Genomic DNA, 13,919 nt, shown 5'->3' with positions numbered 1-13,919 from the left:
GTGCAACGCGGCATGGCGCCGCGACAGCAGCCTTCGCACTCACCCCAAAGGCCATAACACGCTCTTAAGACACGATGTCGTCAGGAGGGCGGAGCGCCCCCAGCCTGACGGCCGGCGACTCCCGCCGAAGTCGATAGCCCCGGAAATCAGAGATCCGCTTGCATCTGTGTCGAAAGGCTTTCGCTTTGCCGCGACCGCGACTTACGTCGCTCCTACCGTGCTTCCGGCGGCTGCGCGCGGGCCGAAGCCGAATACGGCTTCGCTCTGCGCGGAGACGATCATGCGGATCATGCTGCCGGGCACCATCAGCTCCACCTGCACGTCATGGCCTTCGGCATTCCTGCCCACCAGGGTCATCTCGGTGAACGCGCCGCCGGTGTCGATTTCCTTGCAGAAGATATGCGGGCCGTCGGGCTGGCCGGTCAGGTAGGGCTTGATCGCTTCGCCCAGCGCTTCCAACGCCTGCGGGAAGAAGAACACGGCATAGCCATTGTTTCCGTTCATGGCCTTTCCCTTATTCCAGCTCGATGGTGATGGCTTCAGCAGCCTGGCGCGCGGTCGCGCGTGCGGCATCGATGTTTTCGCCCTGCGCCAGGGTCACGCCAACCCGACGATGGCCTTCGACGCGCGGCTTGCCGAACAGCCTCAGCGCAGTATCCGGCGCCTGCAACGCGGCTTCCACATTCGAGAACACCGGCACGCCGTGACCGTGCGCCAGTAGCGCGCACGAGGCCGAAGGCCCGTGCTGGCGGATATCCGGAATCGGCAGGCCCAGAATCGCCCGCGCGTGCAGCGCGAATTCGCTCAGATCCTGCGACACCAGCGTGACCAGGCCGGTATCGTGCGGGCGCGGCGAGACCTCGCTGAACCACACCTGGTCGCCCTTGACGAACAGTTCCACGCCAAACAATCCCCAGCCGCCCAGATCGTCGGTGATCGTGCGGGCGATCTGCTGCGCTCGCTGCAGTGCCAACGGCGACATCGGCTGCGGCTGCCAGCTCTCGCGGTAGTCGCCATCCTTCTGCCAGTGCCCGATCGGTTCGCAGAACGAGGTGCCGCCGGCATGGCGCACGGTCAGCAGGGTGATTTCGTAGTCGAAATCGATGAAGCCTTCGACGATGCAGCGGCCGGCACCGGCGCGGCCGCCGGTCTGCGCATAGTCCCAGGCCGGGTCGACATCGGCCTGGCTGCGCAGCGTGCTCTGGCCCTTGCCGGAGGACGACATCACCGGCTTGACCACGCACGGCAGGCCGATGGCGGCGACCGCTTCGCGGTATTCCCCGGCGCTGTCGACAAAGCGGTACGGCGAAGTCGGCAATCCCAACGTCTCGGCGGCGAGCCGGCGGATGCCTTCGCGGTCCATGGTCAGACGCGCGGCGCGCGCGGTGGGAATGACCCGCGCGGCGCCCTCGGCTTCCAGCGCTACCAGGGTTTCGGTGTGGATGGCCTCGATTTCCGGGACGATCAGGTGCGGCTTTTCCAGCGCCACCAGCATGCGGACGGCCTGCGGATCCAGCATGTCCAGCACATGCGCGCGGTGGGCCACCTGCATGGCCGGCGCATCGGCATACCGGTCGGCGGCAATCACCTCCACCCCCAGCCGCTGCAGTTCCAGCGCTACCTCCTTGCCCAGTTCGCCGGATCCCAATAGCAGGACACGGGTGGCAGAGGGGGAAAGCGGGGTGCCCAGGCTGATCATGCGCGGCGGTCCGGAGGTAAAGGGGGCGCCAGTTTACCGGCCCAGCCGACAGGCGGCGGAACCTCCCTGTTGACACATGATATCAAATTGATATCTTTTAGCCGATATCGGACCTGAACGAGGACAAGGCAATGCTGCACATTGTTCATCTGCTCGAGCGTCGTTTTCCCGGTCACGCCAGACGCGTTCTGGCCCTCCTGCTGCTCCTTTCCGCCTCTGCGCTCGCACTGGGTGTCGGATTGCTGCAGCTGTAAATCCTTCCTGAGAGAACTGCCATGAAAGAGAAAGCCACGTCTTCGCTGCCCGGAATCCCGATCCTGCTGGTCGTACTGGCGCTGGCCATCGGTGCTGCCGTCTTGTTCTTTCAGGCCGCAATCGCCAAACAGCCCGCCGGCCTGCTCTTGACCGCCATACCCGTCGTCCTGCTGATCTTCCTGGCTGCCGGGCTCTACAAAGTGGAACCCAATCAGTCGGCCGTGCTCAGCCTGTTCGGCAAATACGTCGGTACGGTGAAGGACAACGGCTTGCGCTGGAACAATCCCTTCTACGCCAAGAAAAAAGTGTCGTTGCGCGTGCGCAACTTCGAGAGCGGACGGCTCAAGGTCAACGAACTGGATGGCAGTCCCATCGAGATCGCGGCGGTAATCGTGTGGAAGGTGGTGGACTCGGCGGAAGCGGTCTTCAATGTGGACGACTACGAAGGCTTCGTGCATATCCAATCCGAGGCGGCATTGCGTGCCATGGCCACCAGCTACCCTTACGACCAGCACGAAGACGGCCAGATCTCGCTGCGCAGCCATGCCGATGAAGTCAGCCTGCACCTGAAGGAACAACTGGACGAGCGCCTGAGCACCGCCGGCGTGGACGTGCTGGAAGCGCGCATCAGCCACCTGGCCTACGCGCCGGAAATCGCCCAGGCCATGCTGCAGCGCCAGCAGGCCAACGCGGTGATCGCCGCGCGCACCCGCATCGTTGCCGGTGCGGTGGGCATGGTGGAAATGGCCTTGGCCGAACTGCAGAAGAACGGCGTGGTGCAGTTGGACGAAGAGCGCAAGGCGCAGATGGTCAGCAACCTGCTGGTGGTGCTGTGCGGCGACCGCAGCACCCAGCCCATCGTCAACGCCGGCTCGCTGTACTGAGCCGGCGAAACGGACCGGAACGTGTCTGAAAAGAAGGCCTACCCGCTGCGCATCAACGCCGAGGTGCTGAGCGCCATGCAGCGCTGGTCCGACGACGAGTTGCGCAGCCTCAATGCGCAGATCGAATACATCCTGCGCGATGCCTTGCGCAAGGCAGGCCGTCTGCCGAAGGCGGGGAACGGCGACAACGTCAAGGAATCCAAATCATGAGCAAGCGTTGGAACCACAAGGTCATCGAAGTGCCGTACAAGCTTTTCGCAGAAAAGTTGAACGACCGCGTGCAGCAGGAACTGGACAAAATGGGCGCGCAAGGCTGGGAACTGGTTTCGGTCACCAGCAGCCATGACTATTCGCTGCGTCTGTTCTTCAAGCGCGAAGCCTGAGCCCGGGCGCCCATGCACCAGAGCCTGGACTTTCCTCTCGCCCCGCTGCGCCGGTCTTCGCTGATGTGGCTATGGCTGCCGTTGGCGTTGGTCATCGGGGTTCTGATTGCCGTGGCGATGGCGCAGCCGCAAACCGGCCGGTCCGGTCTGTTCGTCACGGTGCCGTTCGTGTTGCTGGTCGGTCTGGCGCTGAACTGGGCGTTGCGGCGCCGAAGCATCCGCCTGGACAATCGCCAGTTGCAGATCACCGCCACGCTGTACAAGCGCACCCTGGCCGTGGAGCAGATCGATCTGCAGCGCGCACGCGTGCTGAGCCTGGAGGAGCATACCGAACTAAGGCCGCGGCTGAAGACCAACGGATTCAGCCTGCCGGGTTTTTATGCCGGCCACTTCCGCCTGGGCAATCTGACCAAGGCCTTCTGCCTGATCACCGACCGGACCCGGGTGTTGTCGCTGCCGTTGCACGATGGCGGACAAGTACTGCTGAGCCCGGAGAAGCCAGTCGCCCTGCTTGACCGATTGCGCGAACTGGCGGACGCACGCGGCCACCGTTAAGCTGCGTTCCATGCGCCGCCCCGCCCCTCCGATTCCACTCAAGACATCGCTGCTCAACACACCGGACATCGAACTCTGGCCCGCCGGTCTGCTGCGCGCGCGCGGCAATGCCGATGCGCGCATCCTGGCCCGTGCCGACCGGGTACTGCGGCGCAAGCGCGATGGCCGCTATCTTGCCGCACTGCTGCCGCAGGGCGTGCTGCCGCTGCTGCCGCGGCTGATGCGCGAATCCGGCATCGACGCCGCCCTGGACGCCGCCGACGCATTGGATGAGCGCCGCGGATTCGACATCGACAGCAGCGGCGAACTGCCGCTGGCTCGGCTGCAGCAGCGCCTGCATGCGCTGGGGTTGGACGAAAGCTATGGCGACCGCACCGGGCTGGCGCTGATTGCCGAGCCGGCTGCGCTGGCGCTGGCCGGCTACGACCGCTATCGCCGCCCGCTATGGCTGACCCAGGCCACGGCGCGCGCCTGGAACGCGATGCGGCATGCCGCCGGCCTCGACGGTATCGTGCTGGACGCGATCTCCGGTTACCGCAGCCACGACTACCAGCTCGGCATCTTCGAACGCAAACTGGCGCGCGGACAGACGGTACAACAGATCCTCGGCGTCAACGCCGCGCCTGGCTACAGCGAGCACCATAGCGGCCGCGCGCTGGACATCGGCACGCCGGGCGAACCGCCGGCCGAGGAATCGTTCGAACGCACCCCTGCCTTCGCCTGGCTGAGCCGTCACGCCGCGGAATTCGGTTTCGTCATGAGCTACCCGCGCGACAACCCGCACGGCATCGTCTACGAACCGTGGCATTGGCGTTACGAAACCGCGTAGGAAAGCAGGGATGCCTGACAGGAGGCTAGATACCCAGCGCAGGAAATTGATGCAGGCCCTGGCGCTGGCCGGCGCGGCAGGGACGTTCTCCTGCAACCGGCAAGCCGATGCCACTCGCATCGAAGACATCAGCCGGATGGAACAGACAGCAGTCGCGCGCGTCGCGCGTCCCACGGCCACCGGCGAGGTCCAGCGCCTGCTGGGCGAATCCGGCGGCCCGGTTTCCATCGGTGGCGCCCGCTTCAGCATGGGCGGACAGACCGCCCTGGCCGGGTCGCTGCATCTGGACATGCGCGCGATGAACCGGCTGGTCCGGCTGGATGCGGTGCAGGGGATCGTCCGGGTGCAAGCGGGGATGCGTTGGCGCGATCTGCAGGACATCATCGACCCGCACGATCTGTCGGTAAAGGTGATGCAGAGCTACAGCAACTTCACCGTTGGCGGCTCAGTCTCGGTCAATTGCCACGGCCGCTACCTCAATGCCGGTCCCATCGCCCACACGGTGCGCGCACTGCAACTGGTCGATGGCGGCGGCCAGGTGCTCGAACTCGGCCGCAACAAGGAACCGGACCTGTTTGCCGCGGCCATTGGCGGCTACGGCGGTCTGGGCGTCATCACCGAGGTCGAACTGGAACTGGCGCCCAACGAGGCGATGGCCCGCCATAGCCAGCGGCTGGCTCTGACCGACTATCCGGCATTCTTCCGCGAGCGGATACAAAGCGATCCCGCCGTCATCATGCACAACGCAGATCTCATTCCTCCGCGATTCGATCGGCCTTTGGCGATCAGCTGGCTGCGGACCGATGCAGCGCTCACCGAAGGCAGACGCCTGGTGCCGCGCGGCCTGGATTACGGGCTCGAGCAGAACCTTATCTGGTCGGCATCGGAACTCCCCGGCGGCGATCATCTGCGCGATCGCTACCTGACCGACCGCCTGCTGCGCGAAAAGGCCGTGGTGATGCGCAATTACGAAGCCAGCCTGGATACCGCCTCGCTGGAGCCGCGCACCCGGATGTTCTCGACCTACCTGCTGCAGGAATACTTCATCCCGATAGCCGGCTTCGTCCCGTTCGTCCGCCGCATGGCCGCGATACTCCAGCGCCATCGCGTCAACGCGCTGAACGTATCGGTCCGGCACTCGCCCGCCGATACGGTCTCATTGCTGAAATGGGCGCCCGGCGAGATTTTCTCGTTCGTCCTCTATTACAAGCAACGCTCCAACCAGCCCGCCGATCGCGCCTCGGCGGTATGGACGCGGCAATTGATCGATGCCGCACTGGCCGCTGGCGGACGCTACTATCTGCCCTACCGGCTGCATGCCTCGCCGGCGCAGTTCCACGAGGCTTATCCTGAAGCTGCGGATTTCGTGCGACTGAAGCGACGGGTCGATCCGGATTACCGCTTCGGCAACCGCTTGTGGCAAAAGTACCTGTCGTGGCCGGATCCGGCGACGCAGCGCTCCGCGTCAGCATGATCCATCTCCCCATCATCATGGCACCATGCACTGTGCCGCCGTCAACGGATAGAACCCAATGATTGAGAACGATCCCTACGCGACCCCGCAATCGGAGATTCGCGAACCGGCGGTCCATGCAATTGAAGTTCCCGAAGAAATCACCCGGCATATCCGCTACGGCTGGATCGCCGCTGTCGTATCCGGCACGCTCACATTGGCGATGACCTTGATCTTCATTCTCGGTCAAAGCGAGGAAGCACTGCTGGGTGTCTGGAACTTCGTGGATGTGGTATTGGTCTTCGGTCTTGCATTCGGCATCTATCGCAACAGCCGGATCGCGGCAACGTTGATGTTCAGCTACTTCCTGCTGTCGAAGATCCTGATCATGATGGAAACCGGAAAACCAGCCGGGCTGGTGCTTTCGATCGTCTTTCTGATCTTCTATTTCAGGGCGATGGTCTCCACGTTCCGCTTCCACAGCTTCATCGACCATGCCAGACGCTTCCCGCCACCGCCCAGGCAACGCGTAAGCGACGACCCACTGTTCCGGCCGAAGCCGTCTGCAGGCGGCCCGGAGCGCTGATCCGGCCTAAGGAAACGCCGCTCAAGCCAGCGCTCGTCAGCGTGGTCCCTAATCCTGCGACCGCTTGGTCGGCGTCTTCGCTTCGGCGCCGGAATCGGCGATGCGCCACAGGTACAGGCTGGCGTAGGTGCGGAACGGCCCCCAGCGCTCGCCGCGCGCCAGCAGTTGCTTGGGCGTCGGCATGACATCGATTTTATCGACGAACTGCGCTCCCTTGCGTACGCCAAGGTCGTCGATGGGCAGCACGTCGGGGCGGCCGAGGCGGAACATCAGCATCATCTCCACCGTCCAGCGGCCGATGCCGCGGATCGGCACCAGCGCGGCAACAATATCGTCCTGGTGCATCACCGACATCTGCCGCAGCGTGGGAATCTCCGCACGCTCTTCGCGCTCGGCCAGATCGCGCAACGCCAGCGTCTTGTTGCCGGAGACGCCGCAGGCGCGCAACGTGGCGTCGTCGATCCGGCCCAGCGTGTCGTAGTGCAGCCGGGTGCTGCCAATGGCCGCTTCCACCCTGCCGACGATGGTGGAGGCGGCCTTGCCGCTGAGCTGCTGATACAGGATGGCGCGGGCCAGCGCATCGACCGGATCGAAGGATTTCCGCCAACCGGGCTGCGGCTCGATGTAGCCGATCCGCTTCATCCACGCGCCAAGCTTGCGGTCGCGGCGGCTCAGGTATTCGAAGGCCTGTCCGGTATCGAAACCGCGGGCATGGCGAGGCATCGGATCAGCGCCGGATCGCGTCGAAAGCCCAGACCAGCCAACCCAGGATCAGGGTGCTGCCGCCAACGGGCGCCAACCGCGTCGGCAATCCGGCCAGCGCCCCCAGGGTCAGGCTGCCGGCGAACAACAGTGCGCCGATCAGCAGCAGGTAAAGCGCCGCCTTTCCCAACCGGCGGGTGGTGCCTGCCGACAACGCGGCCAGTGCGATGCCGTGGCCGAAGGCGTACAGCGCGGCGGTCTGCAGGTGCGACTGCGCCAGCGCATCGGCAACCCCGTGCGATGCGTAGGCCGACAGCGCCACCGCGACGGCCGCGAGCAGGCCTCCGCAGAGGGCCAACAGCGAGGGCCTGCGTTGACGACGATCGTAGTTCATCAGCATCGGAGTCTCTTCGGACGGGCGGCATCCTGCCGGGATGAGGATCGCTGCGGCGCAAACGCGACGCGCCGCTATAGAAGCGGCGCGCCTGGTTACCTCCGTCTGCGGAATCGAAGTTCCGCCGGACGGCCTTACTGCTTGACCGCCCAGTACACGTCGAACTCGCCCTCGGCGGTGAACGAATCGTCCACGCCCTTGTTCCAGGACTCGAACGGACGGTCCACCACTTCGTGGCCTGCCGTCACCGCCCAGGCCCGCAGCGAGCTGCGCACCGCGTCCAGCTCGGCCATATAACCGGTGTACTTGGCGGCGGCCACCTTGCGCGGCTCCTGGTGGACGTATTCGACCGGCGCGCCGGAAGGAATGGTGACCTTCAGCTCGCCGGCGGCGGTCGGGACCGGAATCGGCGGCTGCTTGGCGTCGCCATCGGCGTCGCTGGCAGCGGACGCGCCGCTCTTCTTGCGGACCGGCTGGGCCACGTCGAAGGCGTAGCGCTCGGCGCCGAAATCGGTGGTGACGATGCGCAGCGGGCCGGCGGCCTCCAGGCCGTTGGCCTCCATCACCCGCTTGATCCATTCCTGGTTGGACTTGATCGAGCCCTTGATGGCGTCGTTGTTGCGATCGATATTGCCGGCGTTGACGAACAGGATGTCCTCGGCCGGCAGCTCGATCACGCGCAGATCGGTCAGCTTGCTGCCCTCGGCGCGGTAGTCGAAGTTGGGCACGGTGGCCAGCATGTTGGTCAGCTTGGACAGGCCGCTCTTGAGCGAATCGCCGACATGGCGGCTGACGTACATGCCCGAATAACGGCCGATCAGGTTCCAGCCGTAGCTGATGTCATACGTCTGGGTGATCTTGACGTTGCGGGCGTTCTTTCCGGTGGGTTCCAGCAGAAAGGTGGTCTTCTTGTCTTTGCCCGCGCGCTCGTTGACCACCGCGTAGGCGATCTTGCCGGAGCCGCCGGCCTGCGGCCGTTCGCTCTCGGTGATTTCCCAGCTGCCATTGCCCCAGTAGCCGGTGGAGTTGAAATCGACACGCGCGCCGACGCCGGTGTTGTCTTCGCCACCGCCGGAGTACGACAGTTCGCTCGGCCGGTTCGGAAGCAGCGGGCTCCAGTCCTTCAGACGGCGCACGTTGTTCAGGGTGTCGAACACGATTGTCATGCGGCGATTGGTCTCGACGCTTTCTTGCAGGTGGCGCTCGGACGGCAACACCAGCCCGATCACCACAAACAGCGCCAGGACCAGCGCCAATGCAATCACTAACTCGATCAAACGGGTCATTCAGGGGTCTCCGGGGGCCGGTGCCTCGGCCATCAAAAAAAATGCACCGCGCATCCTAACAGGCTTGACCGGGTCCGGTCAGCCCATCTGACACCGGTCGCCAGGGTGTTTTCCGGCCGTGCCAACGGAATTCTCACATCAACCCGTGGCCGGCCCCATTGCGCCCCTCCAAATTCCCAGGGACGCTCTAGACCAGTTGCAGTTCGAACGCTTTCAGCACCGCCCGGGTGCGATCGCGCACGCCCAGCTTGCTGAGAATATTGGAGACGTGATTCTTGATGGTGCCCTCGGCCACGCCCAGCGAATTGGCGATTTCCTTGTTGGAAAAGCCGCTGGCCATCAGCCGCAGGATCTCGGTTTCGCGGTCGGTCAGCGGGTCCGGGCGATCCAGGCTGACGAACTCGTTGCGCATGTGCTCCAGCCCGGACAGCAGCCGCTGGGTCACTGCCGGCTGCACCAGCGAGCCGCCATCCGCCACCGTACGGATGGCGCCGACCAGTTGCTCCAGCGATACATCCTTGAGCAGATAGCCCTTGGCGCCGGCCTTCAGGCCGGCCAGCACCAGCTGGTCGTCGTCGAACGTGGTCAGGATGATGGCAGGCGGCAGCTGCCCAGCCCGCGCCAGCGCCTGCAGCGCCTCCAGCCCGGACATCACCGGCATGCGCATGTCCATCAGCACCACATCGGGCTTGACCTGCGGAATCAGTTCCACCGCCTGCTTGCCGTCGGCGGCTTCGGCGACCACCTCGATGCCGTCGTCGAGCGCCAGCAGCGAACGGATGCCCTGGCGCACCAGGTTTTGGTCATCGACCAGACAAACACGAATCATGCGGTATCTCCGGAAACGGTCTCGGTGCGAGGTTCCGACGGCGGCACGGCATCCGCTGCCAGCCCGACGACCGGTTCCAGCACCGGCAGGCGGATGTGCAGACGGAAGCCCTTGCCGCGGGCGGTCTCGATGGTCAGTTCGCCGCCGTACTGGGCCAGGCGCTCGCGCATGCCGCGCAGGCCATTGCCCGCCACGACCTGCTCGCTGCCGGCGCCGTCGTCATGGGCGTCGATCAGGATACTGCAGGCTTCGCGGCGGCAGCGCAGCCACAGGTTGCGGGCGCCGGCATGGCGGACGGCATTGGTGATGATTTCCTGGGCACAGCGCAGCAGCACATGGGCGCGCTGCGGGTCGTCCAGGGTCAGCGGTTCCTCGATATCCATGTGGATCGCCAGCGCCGGCACCTTTTCGGCCAGCGGCTGCAGCGCCGCCCCCAGATCGATGGCGCCGCTTTCGCGCAGCTGGCTGACCGCTTCGCGCACGTCGGTCAGCAGCAGCCGGGCCAGCGTGTGGGCCTGGCGGACGTGTTCCTGGGCGCGGCCCTCGGTGATATGGCCGGCCACTTCCAGATTCAGGCTCAATGCGGTCAGGTGGTGACCCAGCAGGTCGTGCAGTTCGCGCGAGATGCGGGTGCGCTCGTTGACCCGGGCGCTTTCGGCCAGCAGCACCCGGGTGGCGCGCAATTCGGCATTGAGCCGGCGCTGCTCCTCGCGCGCCTCGGCCTGCTGGCGCGCCACATAGGCGGTGATCAGCACGAATGCGGCAAAACCCACATAAAAGGCCGACTGGAACAGCGCCTCCCAGAAGTTGAAGTCTTCCAGCGCCATGAACGACCACACCAGCGGCACATGCCCCAGCAGCAGCCAGGCCACCGCCACCCGCAGGCTCAGCAGCCACGGCAGCACCCCGGCCACGATGACCATCAGCATTGCGCTCAGGCCGGTGCGGCTGTAGACCCCCACCGCCACCGCCGCCAGGGTCAGCACCAGCGCCAGCGGGATGTTCCAGGCATCCTGGGCTCCGCTGCTGCGGGCGCCCAGGGAGCGGGTCGCCAGCCAGTAGCAGCCGCCGAAGGTGAAATAGGCCAGCGCCGTCATCGGGACGTCCACGCCCTGCCCGTCGGCACCGCTGGACGGCGGCAGGAACCACACGTTCAGGATGATCGGGATGCCGACCAGCGCCCACGTATACAGGCCGGTGGCGCGCAGCAGGCGGGTATGGCTGAGTCTTCCCAACATCTTGGCATATTAGGCCCATTCGTCCCGGCTGCCGCCCAACTAAAGTCATGCCAGGGCTCTGCGCCGTACCGGGAGGGGACGGGATGAAGGCGATCCGGAGCGGCATTGCCGACTGTCCGCCGACTGTCCGCCGGCGGACCGGAGGCGGTCGTTGCGGGCTGCCGTCGCGCCGGCCGGCGGCGAGGGCTCCACGGTTCACGAGCCGCTTACGCAGCGCCTCGCCGGTTCTGCGCTCCCATGCGATAATCGCTGCAGTGCCGCTCGCGGCGGCCTTTCAGCACCACGTCCCCGCAAGACCCCGCACGGAGTCAAGTAATGTCGATTGTCATCCGCGACGTGCGCGAGCACGAGCTGGATTCCGTCCTAGCCCTGAACAACAATGCCGGACTGGCGATCCTGCCGCTGGATTCGGCCAAACTGCATCGTTTCTATGAGCAGGCCGAATACTTCCGCGTGGCCGAGCGCGACGGCAACCTGGCCGGTTTCCTGGTCGGGTTCGGTTCCGACGCCGATCACGACAGCAGCAATTTCGCCTGGTTCCGCGAGCGCTACCCGCAGTTCTTCTATATCGACCGCATCGTGGTGGCCAGCCGCCGCCGCGGCGGCGGCGTCGGCCGCGCGTTCTATGCCGACGTGCAGAGCTACGCCGAGCTGCGCTACCCGCAGCTGGCCTGCGAGGTGTTCCTGGACCACGGCGCCGACCCGGCGCTGCTGTTCCATGGCAGCTTCGGCTTCCGCGAGGTCGGCCAGAACATGATGGCCAACGTCGACGTGCGCGCCAGCATGCTGATGAAGGAACTATGCAGCTATCCCTGGGTGCATGAGACCTACGGCGATGCCCTGCCCGACCTGCCGTGGGCGCGCCGGCGCGAGCTTGCCCAGGCGCGGGCCGAACGCCCGACCGGGACATGAGCGTGAGTTCAGCGAACCTCGATTACGAGCAGGCCGGCGAACTGAAAATCGGCCAGGTAGGCATCGCCAACCTGCGCATCCGCAGCCTGGACGTGCCGCAACTGATCCGCGAAATGCGCGAACGGGTCGAACGCGCGCCCAAGCTGTTCGGCCGTGCGGCGGTGATCATCGATTTCGGCGGGCTGGCCAAGACGCCCGATGTCGCCACCGCGCAGGCGCTGCTGGACGGGCTGCGCGACGCCGGCGTGCTGCCGGTCGCGTTGGCCTACGGCACCCGCGAAATCGAACAACTGGCCGAACAGCTGGATCTGCCGTTGCTGGCCAAGTTCCGCGCCCAGTACGAGCGTGTGGACGGCGGCGCACCGGCGGCGGCCCCTGCTCCGGCGCGCGCGCCCGAACGCGCACCGGAGCCGGCCAAGGCCCCCGCGCCGGCCGCCGGCGGCAAGCCTGGACTGATGCAGAAGACGCCGGTGCGTTCGGGCCAGCAGCTGTATGCCGAAAACCGCGACCTGACCGTGCTGAGCACCGTCGGCGCCGGCGCCGAGGTCATCGCCGACGGTTCCATCCACATCTACGGCACGCTGCGCGGCCGCGCCCTGGCCGGCGCGCAGGGCAATACCGACGCGCGGATCTTCTGCCGCGAATTCCATGCCGAACTGGTCGCCATCGCCGGCCATTACCGGGTGCTGGACGACGTACCCAAGGAACTGCGCGGCAAGCCCGTGCAGATCTGGCTGGAACAGGATCAACTCAAATTCGCCGCGCAGACCTGATGCGCGGCCCACGAACGATACGCAAGGAGAAAACCGTTGGCTGAGATCATCGTAGTCACTTCCGGCAAGGGTGGCGTAGGCAAAACCACTACCAGCGCCAGCATCGCCTGCGGGCTTGCGCGCCGCGGCAAGAAAGTCGCCGTTATCGATTTCGACGTCGGCCTGCGCAACCTGGACCTGATCATGGGCTGCGAGCGCCGGGTGGTCTACGACTTCGTCAACGTCACCCAGGGCGAGTCCACGCTGAAGCAGGCGCTGATCAAGGACAAGCGTTTCGACACCCTGTACATCCTGGCCGCCTCCCAGACCCGCGACAAGGATGCGCTGAGCAAGGAAGGCGTGGAGAAGGTGCTGAAGGATCTGTCCGACGACGGTTTCGACTACGTGGTCTGCGATTCGCCGGCCGGCATCGAGAAGGGCGCGTTCCTGGCCATGTACTTCGCCGACCAGGCCATCGTGGTGGTCAACCCGGAAGTCTCCAGCGTGCGCGACTCCGACCGCATCCTGGGCCTGCTGGATTCCAAGACCCGCAAGGCCGAAAACGGCGAGACGCTGAAGGCCAACCTGCTGCTGACCCGCTACAACCCCGAGCGGGTGGAAACCGGCGAGATGCTGAGCATCAAGGACGTGGAAGAAGTGCTTGGACTGCAGAGCATCGGCGTGATTCCCGAATCCGGCGACGTGCTCAACGCCTCCAACAAGGGCGAACCGGTCATCCTGGATCTGGAATCCCCTGCCGGCCAGGCCTATGACGACACCGTCGGCCGGCTGATGGGCGAAGAGCGCCCGATGCGCTTCACCACATTCGAGAAGAAGGGCTTCTTCAGCAAGCTGTTCGGAGGTTGAGATGGGATTGTTTGATTTCCTGAAGACGAAAAAGAACACCGCCGAGACCGCCAAGAGCCGCCTGCAGATCATCATCGCCCAGGAGCGCACCTCCCGCGGCGCGCCGGACTACCTGCCGCTGCTGCGCCGCGAGCTGCTGGAAGTGATCAAGAAGTACGTCAACGTCGACGTTGACGCGGTCAAGGTGGAGTTGATGAAGGACGGCGACCACGACGTGCTGGACATCTCGGTCGCGCTGCCGGAAGGCCCGGCCTGACGCCCACGGCCCGGCCGCAATGCCGGGCCGCTTCATGCG

General features: G+C 65.4%; 19 protein-coding genes. 12 read left to right on the top strand and 7 right to left on the bottom strand.

Features of this window, described 5'->3' with window-relative positions:
• Positions 1-201: 201 nt before the first annotated feature.
• Positions 202-504: a hypothetical protein gene (locus tag CRO39_RS19760; protein WP_097123701.1), complete on the bottom strand. Its 303-nt coding sequence runs from the start codon at positions 502-504 to the stop codon at positions 202-204.
• 10 nt (positions 505-514) lie between these two features.
• Positions 515-1,699 carry a formate-dependent phosphoribosylglycinamide formyltransferase gene (purT, locus tag CRO39_RS19755; RefSeq protein WP_097123700.1) on the bottom strand — a complete coding sequence of 395 codons (1,185 nt, stop codon included), beginning with the start codon at positions 1,697-1,699 and terminating at the stop codon, positions 515-517.
• Positions 1,700-1,830: 131 nt separating this feature from the next.
• Between purT and CRO39_RS21325 the strand changes: the two genes are divergently transcribed.
• The 8 genes from CRO39_RS21325 to CRO39_RS19720 are packed head-to-tail and all read left to right on the top strand — an operon-like array spanning position 1,831 to position 6,644.
• Positions 1,831-1,953, top strand: coding sequence for a hypothetical protein (locus CRO39_RS21325; RefSeq protein WP_280523259.1), 123 nt, complete (start codon positions 1,831-1,833; stop codon positions 1,951-1,953).
• Positions 1,954-1,974: 21 nt separating this feature from the next.
• Positions 1,975-2,838, top strand: coding sequence for an SPFH domain-containing protein (locus CRO39_RS19750; RefSeq protein ID WP_097123699.1), 864 nt, complete (start codon positions 1,975-1,977; stop codon positions 2,836-2,838).
• A gap of 21 nt (positions 2,839-2,859) precedes the next feature.
• Complete coding sequence (locus CRO39_RS19745) at positions 2,860-3,048, top strand: type II toxin-antitoxin system antitoxin (RefSeq protein ID WP_097123698.1); 189 nt, start codon at positions 2,860-2,862, stop codon at positions 3,046-3,048.
• Entirely contained in the window at positions 3,045-3,221 is a 177-nt protein-coding gene (locus CRO39_RS19740) for a DUF4177 domain-containing protein (RefSeq protein WP_097123697.1), read from the top strand. The genes CRO39_RS19745 and CRO39_RS19740 overlap by 4 nt, the downstream gene beginning before the upstream one ends.
• Positions 3,222-3,233: 12 nt before the next feature.
• On the top strand, positions 3,234-3,776 hold the full coding sequence (locus CRO39_RS19735) for a PH domain-containing protein (protein ID WP_097123696.1): 543 nt from the start codon (positions 3,234-3,236) through the stop codon (positions 3,774-3,776).
• A 10-nt stretch (positions 3,777-3,786) separates the two neighbouring features.
• Entirely contained in the window at positions 3,787-4,605 is an 819-nt protein-coding gene (locus tag CRO39_RS19730) for a M15 family metallopeptidase (RefSeq protein WP_097123695.1), read from the top strand.
• A 10-nt stretch (positions 4,606-4,615) separates the two neighbouring features.
• Positions 4,616-6,079 (top strand): FAD-binding oxidoreductase, encoded by a 1,464-nt coding sequence (locus tag CRO39_RS19725; protein ID WP_097123694.1) that lies wholly within the window; start codon positions 4,616-4,618, stop codon positions 6,077-6,079.
• Between the two features lie 58 nt (positions 6,080-6,137).
• Positions 6,138-6,644, top strand: coding sequence for a hypothetical protein (locus CRO39_RS19720; protein ID WP_097123693.1), 507 nt, complete (start codon positions 6,138-6,140; stop codon positions 6,642-6,644).
• Positions 6,645-6,692: 48 nt separating this feature from the next.
• On the opposite strand, the gene CRO39_RS19715 is transcribed toward CRO39_RS19720, so the two are convergent.
• The 5 genes from CRO39_RS19715 to CRO39_RS19695 form a co-directional block, all read right to left on the bottom strand.
• Positions 6,693-7,367 (bottom strand): DNA-3-methyladenine glycosylase family protein, encoded by a 675-nt coding sequence (locus CRO39_RS19715; protein ID WP_097123692.1) that lies wholly within the window; start codon positions 7,365-7,367, stop codon positions 6,693-6,695.
• 4 nt (positions 7,368-7,371) lie between these two features.
• A complete protein-coding gene (locus tag CRO39_RS19710; protein WP_176520240.1) occupies positions 7,372-7,746 on the bottom strand; it encodes a DUF423 domain-containing protein in 375 nt (124 codons plus the stop codon).
• Positions 7,747-7,874: 128 nt separating this feature from the next.
• Positions 7,875-9,026, bottom strand: coding sequence for a polyketide cyclase (locus tag CRO39_RS19705; RefSeq protein ID WP_097123691.1), 1,152 nt, complete (start codon positions 9,024-9,026; stop codon positions 7,875-7,877).
• 187 nt (positions 9,027-9,213) lie between these two features.
• Entirely contained in the window at positions 9,214-9,855 is a 642-nt protein-coding gene (locus tag CRO39_RS19700; RefSeq protein ID WP_097123690.1) for a response regulator, read from the bottom strand.
• Positions 9,852-11,093, bottom strand: coding sequence for a sensor histidine kinase (locus CRO39_RS19695; RefSeq protein WP_097123689.1), 1,242 nt, complete (start codon positions 11,091-11,093; stop codon positions 9,852-9,854). The genes CRO39_RS19700 and CRO39_RS19695 overlap by 4 nt, the downstream gene beginning before the upstream one ends.
• Before the next feature lie 315 nt (positions 11,094-11,408).
• Here CRO39_RS19695 and CRO39_RS19690 point away from each other — a divergent pair, with 315 nt between their 5' ends.
• From CRO39_RS19690 to minE, 4 genes are read left to right on the top strand one after another with little or no spacing between them, the layout of a single operon-like run.
• Positions 11,409-12,005 carry a GNAT family N-acetyltransferase gene (locus CRO39_RS19690; protein ID WP_097123688.1) on the top strand — a complete coding sequence of 199 codons (597 nt, stop codon included), beginning with the start codon at positions 11,409-11,411 and terminating at the stop codon, positions 12,003-12,005.
• Between the two features lie 2 nt (positions 12,006-12,007).
• Complete coding sequence (gene minC, locus CRO39_RS19685) at positions 12,008-12,778, top strand: septum site-determining protein MinC (RefSeq protein ID WP_097123702.1); 771 nt, start codon at positions 12,008-12,010, stop codon at positions 12,776-12,778.
• A 36-nt stretch (positions 12,779-12,814) separates the two neighbouring features.
• On the top strand, positions 12,815-13,624 hold the full coding sequence (gene minD / locus CRO39_RS19680) for a septum site-determining protein MinD (protein ID WP_097123687.1): 810 nt from the start codon (positions 12,815-12,817) through the stop codon (positions 13,622-13,624).
• Position 13,625: 1 nt separating this feature from the next.
• A complete protein-coding gene (minE, locus tag CRO39_RS19675) occupies positions 13,626-13,880 on the top strand; it encodes a cell division topological specificity factor MinE (RefSeq protein ID WP_097123686.1) in 255 nt (84 codons plus the stop codon).
• Positions 13,881-13,919: the final 39 nt, after the last annotated feature.

The sequence above is a fragment of the Pseudoxanthomonas wuyuanensis genome (genome assembly GCF_900215535.1).
Classification (GTDB): domain Bacteria; phylum Pseudomonadota; class Gammaproteobacteria; order Xanthomonadales; family Xanthomonadaceae; genus Pseudoxanthomonas_A; species Pseudoxanthomonas_A wuyuanensis.
Note: the sequence above shows the minus strand (reverse complement) of the source record. Positions and strands in the feature narration are given on the sequence as shown.

Coding starts and splice junctions, on each gene's coding strand:
- CRO39_RS19715 (WP_097123692.1), bottom strand. CDS start 7,367: ATGCCTCGCCATGCCCGCGGTTTCGATACCGGACAGGCCTTCGAATAC.
- CRO39_RS19735 (WP_097123696.1), top strand. CDS start 3,234: ATGCACCAGAGCCTGGACTTTCCTCTCGCCCCGCTGCGCCGGTCTTCG.
- CRO39_RS19720 (WP_097123693.1), top strand. CDS start 6,138: ATGATTGAGAACGATCCCTACGCGACCCCGCAATCGGAGATTCGCGAA.
- CRO39_RS19690 (WP_097123688.1), top strand. CDS start 11,409: ATGTCGATTGTCATCCGCGACGTGCGCGAGCACGAGCTGGATTCCGTC.
- CRO39_RS19730 (WP_097123695.1), top strand. CDS start 3,787: ATGCGCCGCCCCGCCCCTCCGATTCCACTCAAGACATCGCTGCTCAAC.
- CRO39_RS19705 (WP_097123691.1), bottom strand. CDS start 9,026: ATGACCCGTTTGATCGAGTTAGTGATTGCATTGGCGCTGGTCCTGGCG.
- CRO39_RS19750 (WP_097123699.1), top strand. CDS start 1,975: ATGAAAGAGAAAGCCACGTCTTCGCTGCCCGGAATCCCGATCCTGCTG.
- CRO39_RS19760 (WP_097123701.1), bottom strand. CDS start 504: ATGAACGGAAACAATGGCTATGCCGTGTTCTTCTTCCCGCAGGCGTTG.
- CRO39_RS19740 (WP_097123697.1), top strand. CDS start 3,045: ATGAGCAAGCGTTGGAACCACAAGGTCATCGAAGTGCCGTACAAGCTT.
- purT (WP_097123700.1), bottom strand. CDS start 1,699: ATGATCAGCCTGGGCACCCCGCTTTCCCCCTCTGCCACCCGTGTCCTG.
- CRO39_RS19725 (WP_097123694.1), top strand. CDS start 4,616: ATGCCTGACAGGAGGCTAGATACCCAGCGCAGGAAATTGATGCAGGCC.
- CRO39_RS21325 (WP_280523259.1), top strand. CDS start 1,831: ATGCTGCACATTGTTCATCTGCTCGAGCGTCGTTTTCCCGGTCACGCC.
- CRO39_RS19710 (WP_176520240.1), bottom strand. CDS start 7,746: ATGCTGATGAACTACGATCGTCGTCAACGCAGGCCCTCGCTGTTGGCC.
- CRO39_RS19695 (WP_097123689.1), bottom strand. CDS start 11,093: ATGTTGGGAAGACTCAGCCATACCCGCCTGCTGCGCGCCACCGGCCTG.
- CRO39_RS19700 (WP_097123690.1), bottom strand. CDS start 9,855: ATGATTCGTGTTTGTCTGGTCGATGACCAAAACCTGGTGCGCCAGGGC.
- minE (WP_097123686.1), top strand. CDS start 13,626: ATGGGATTGTTTGATTTCCTGAAGACGAAAAAGAACACCGCCGAGACC.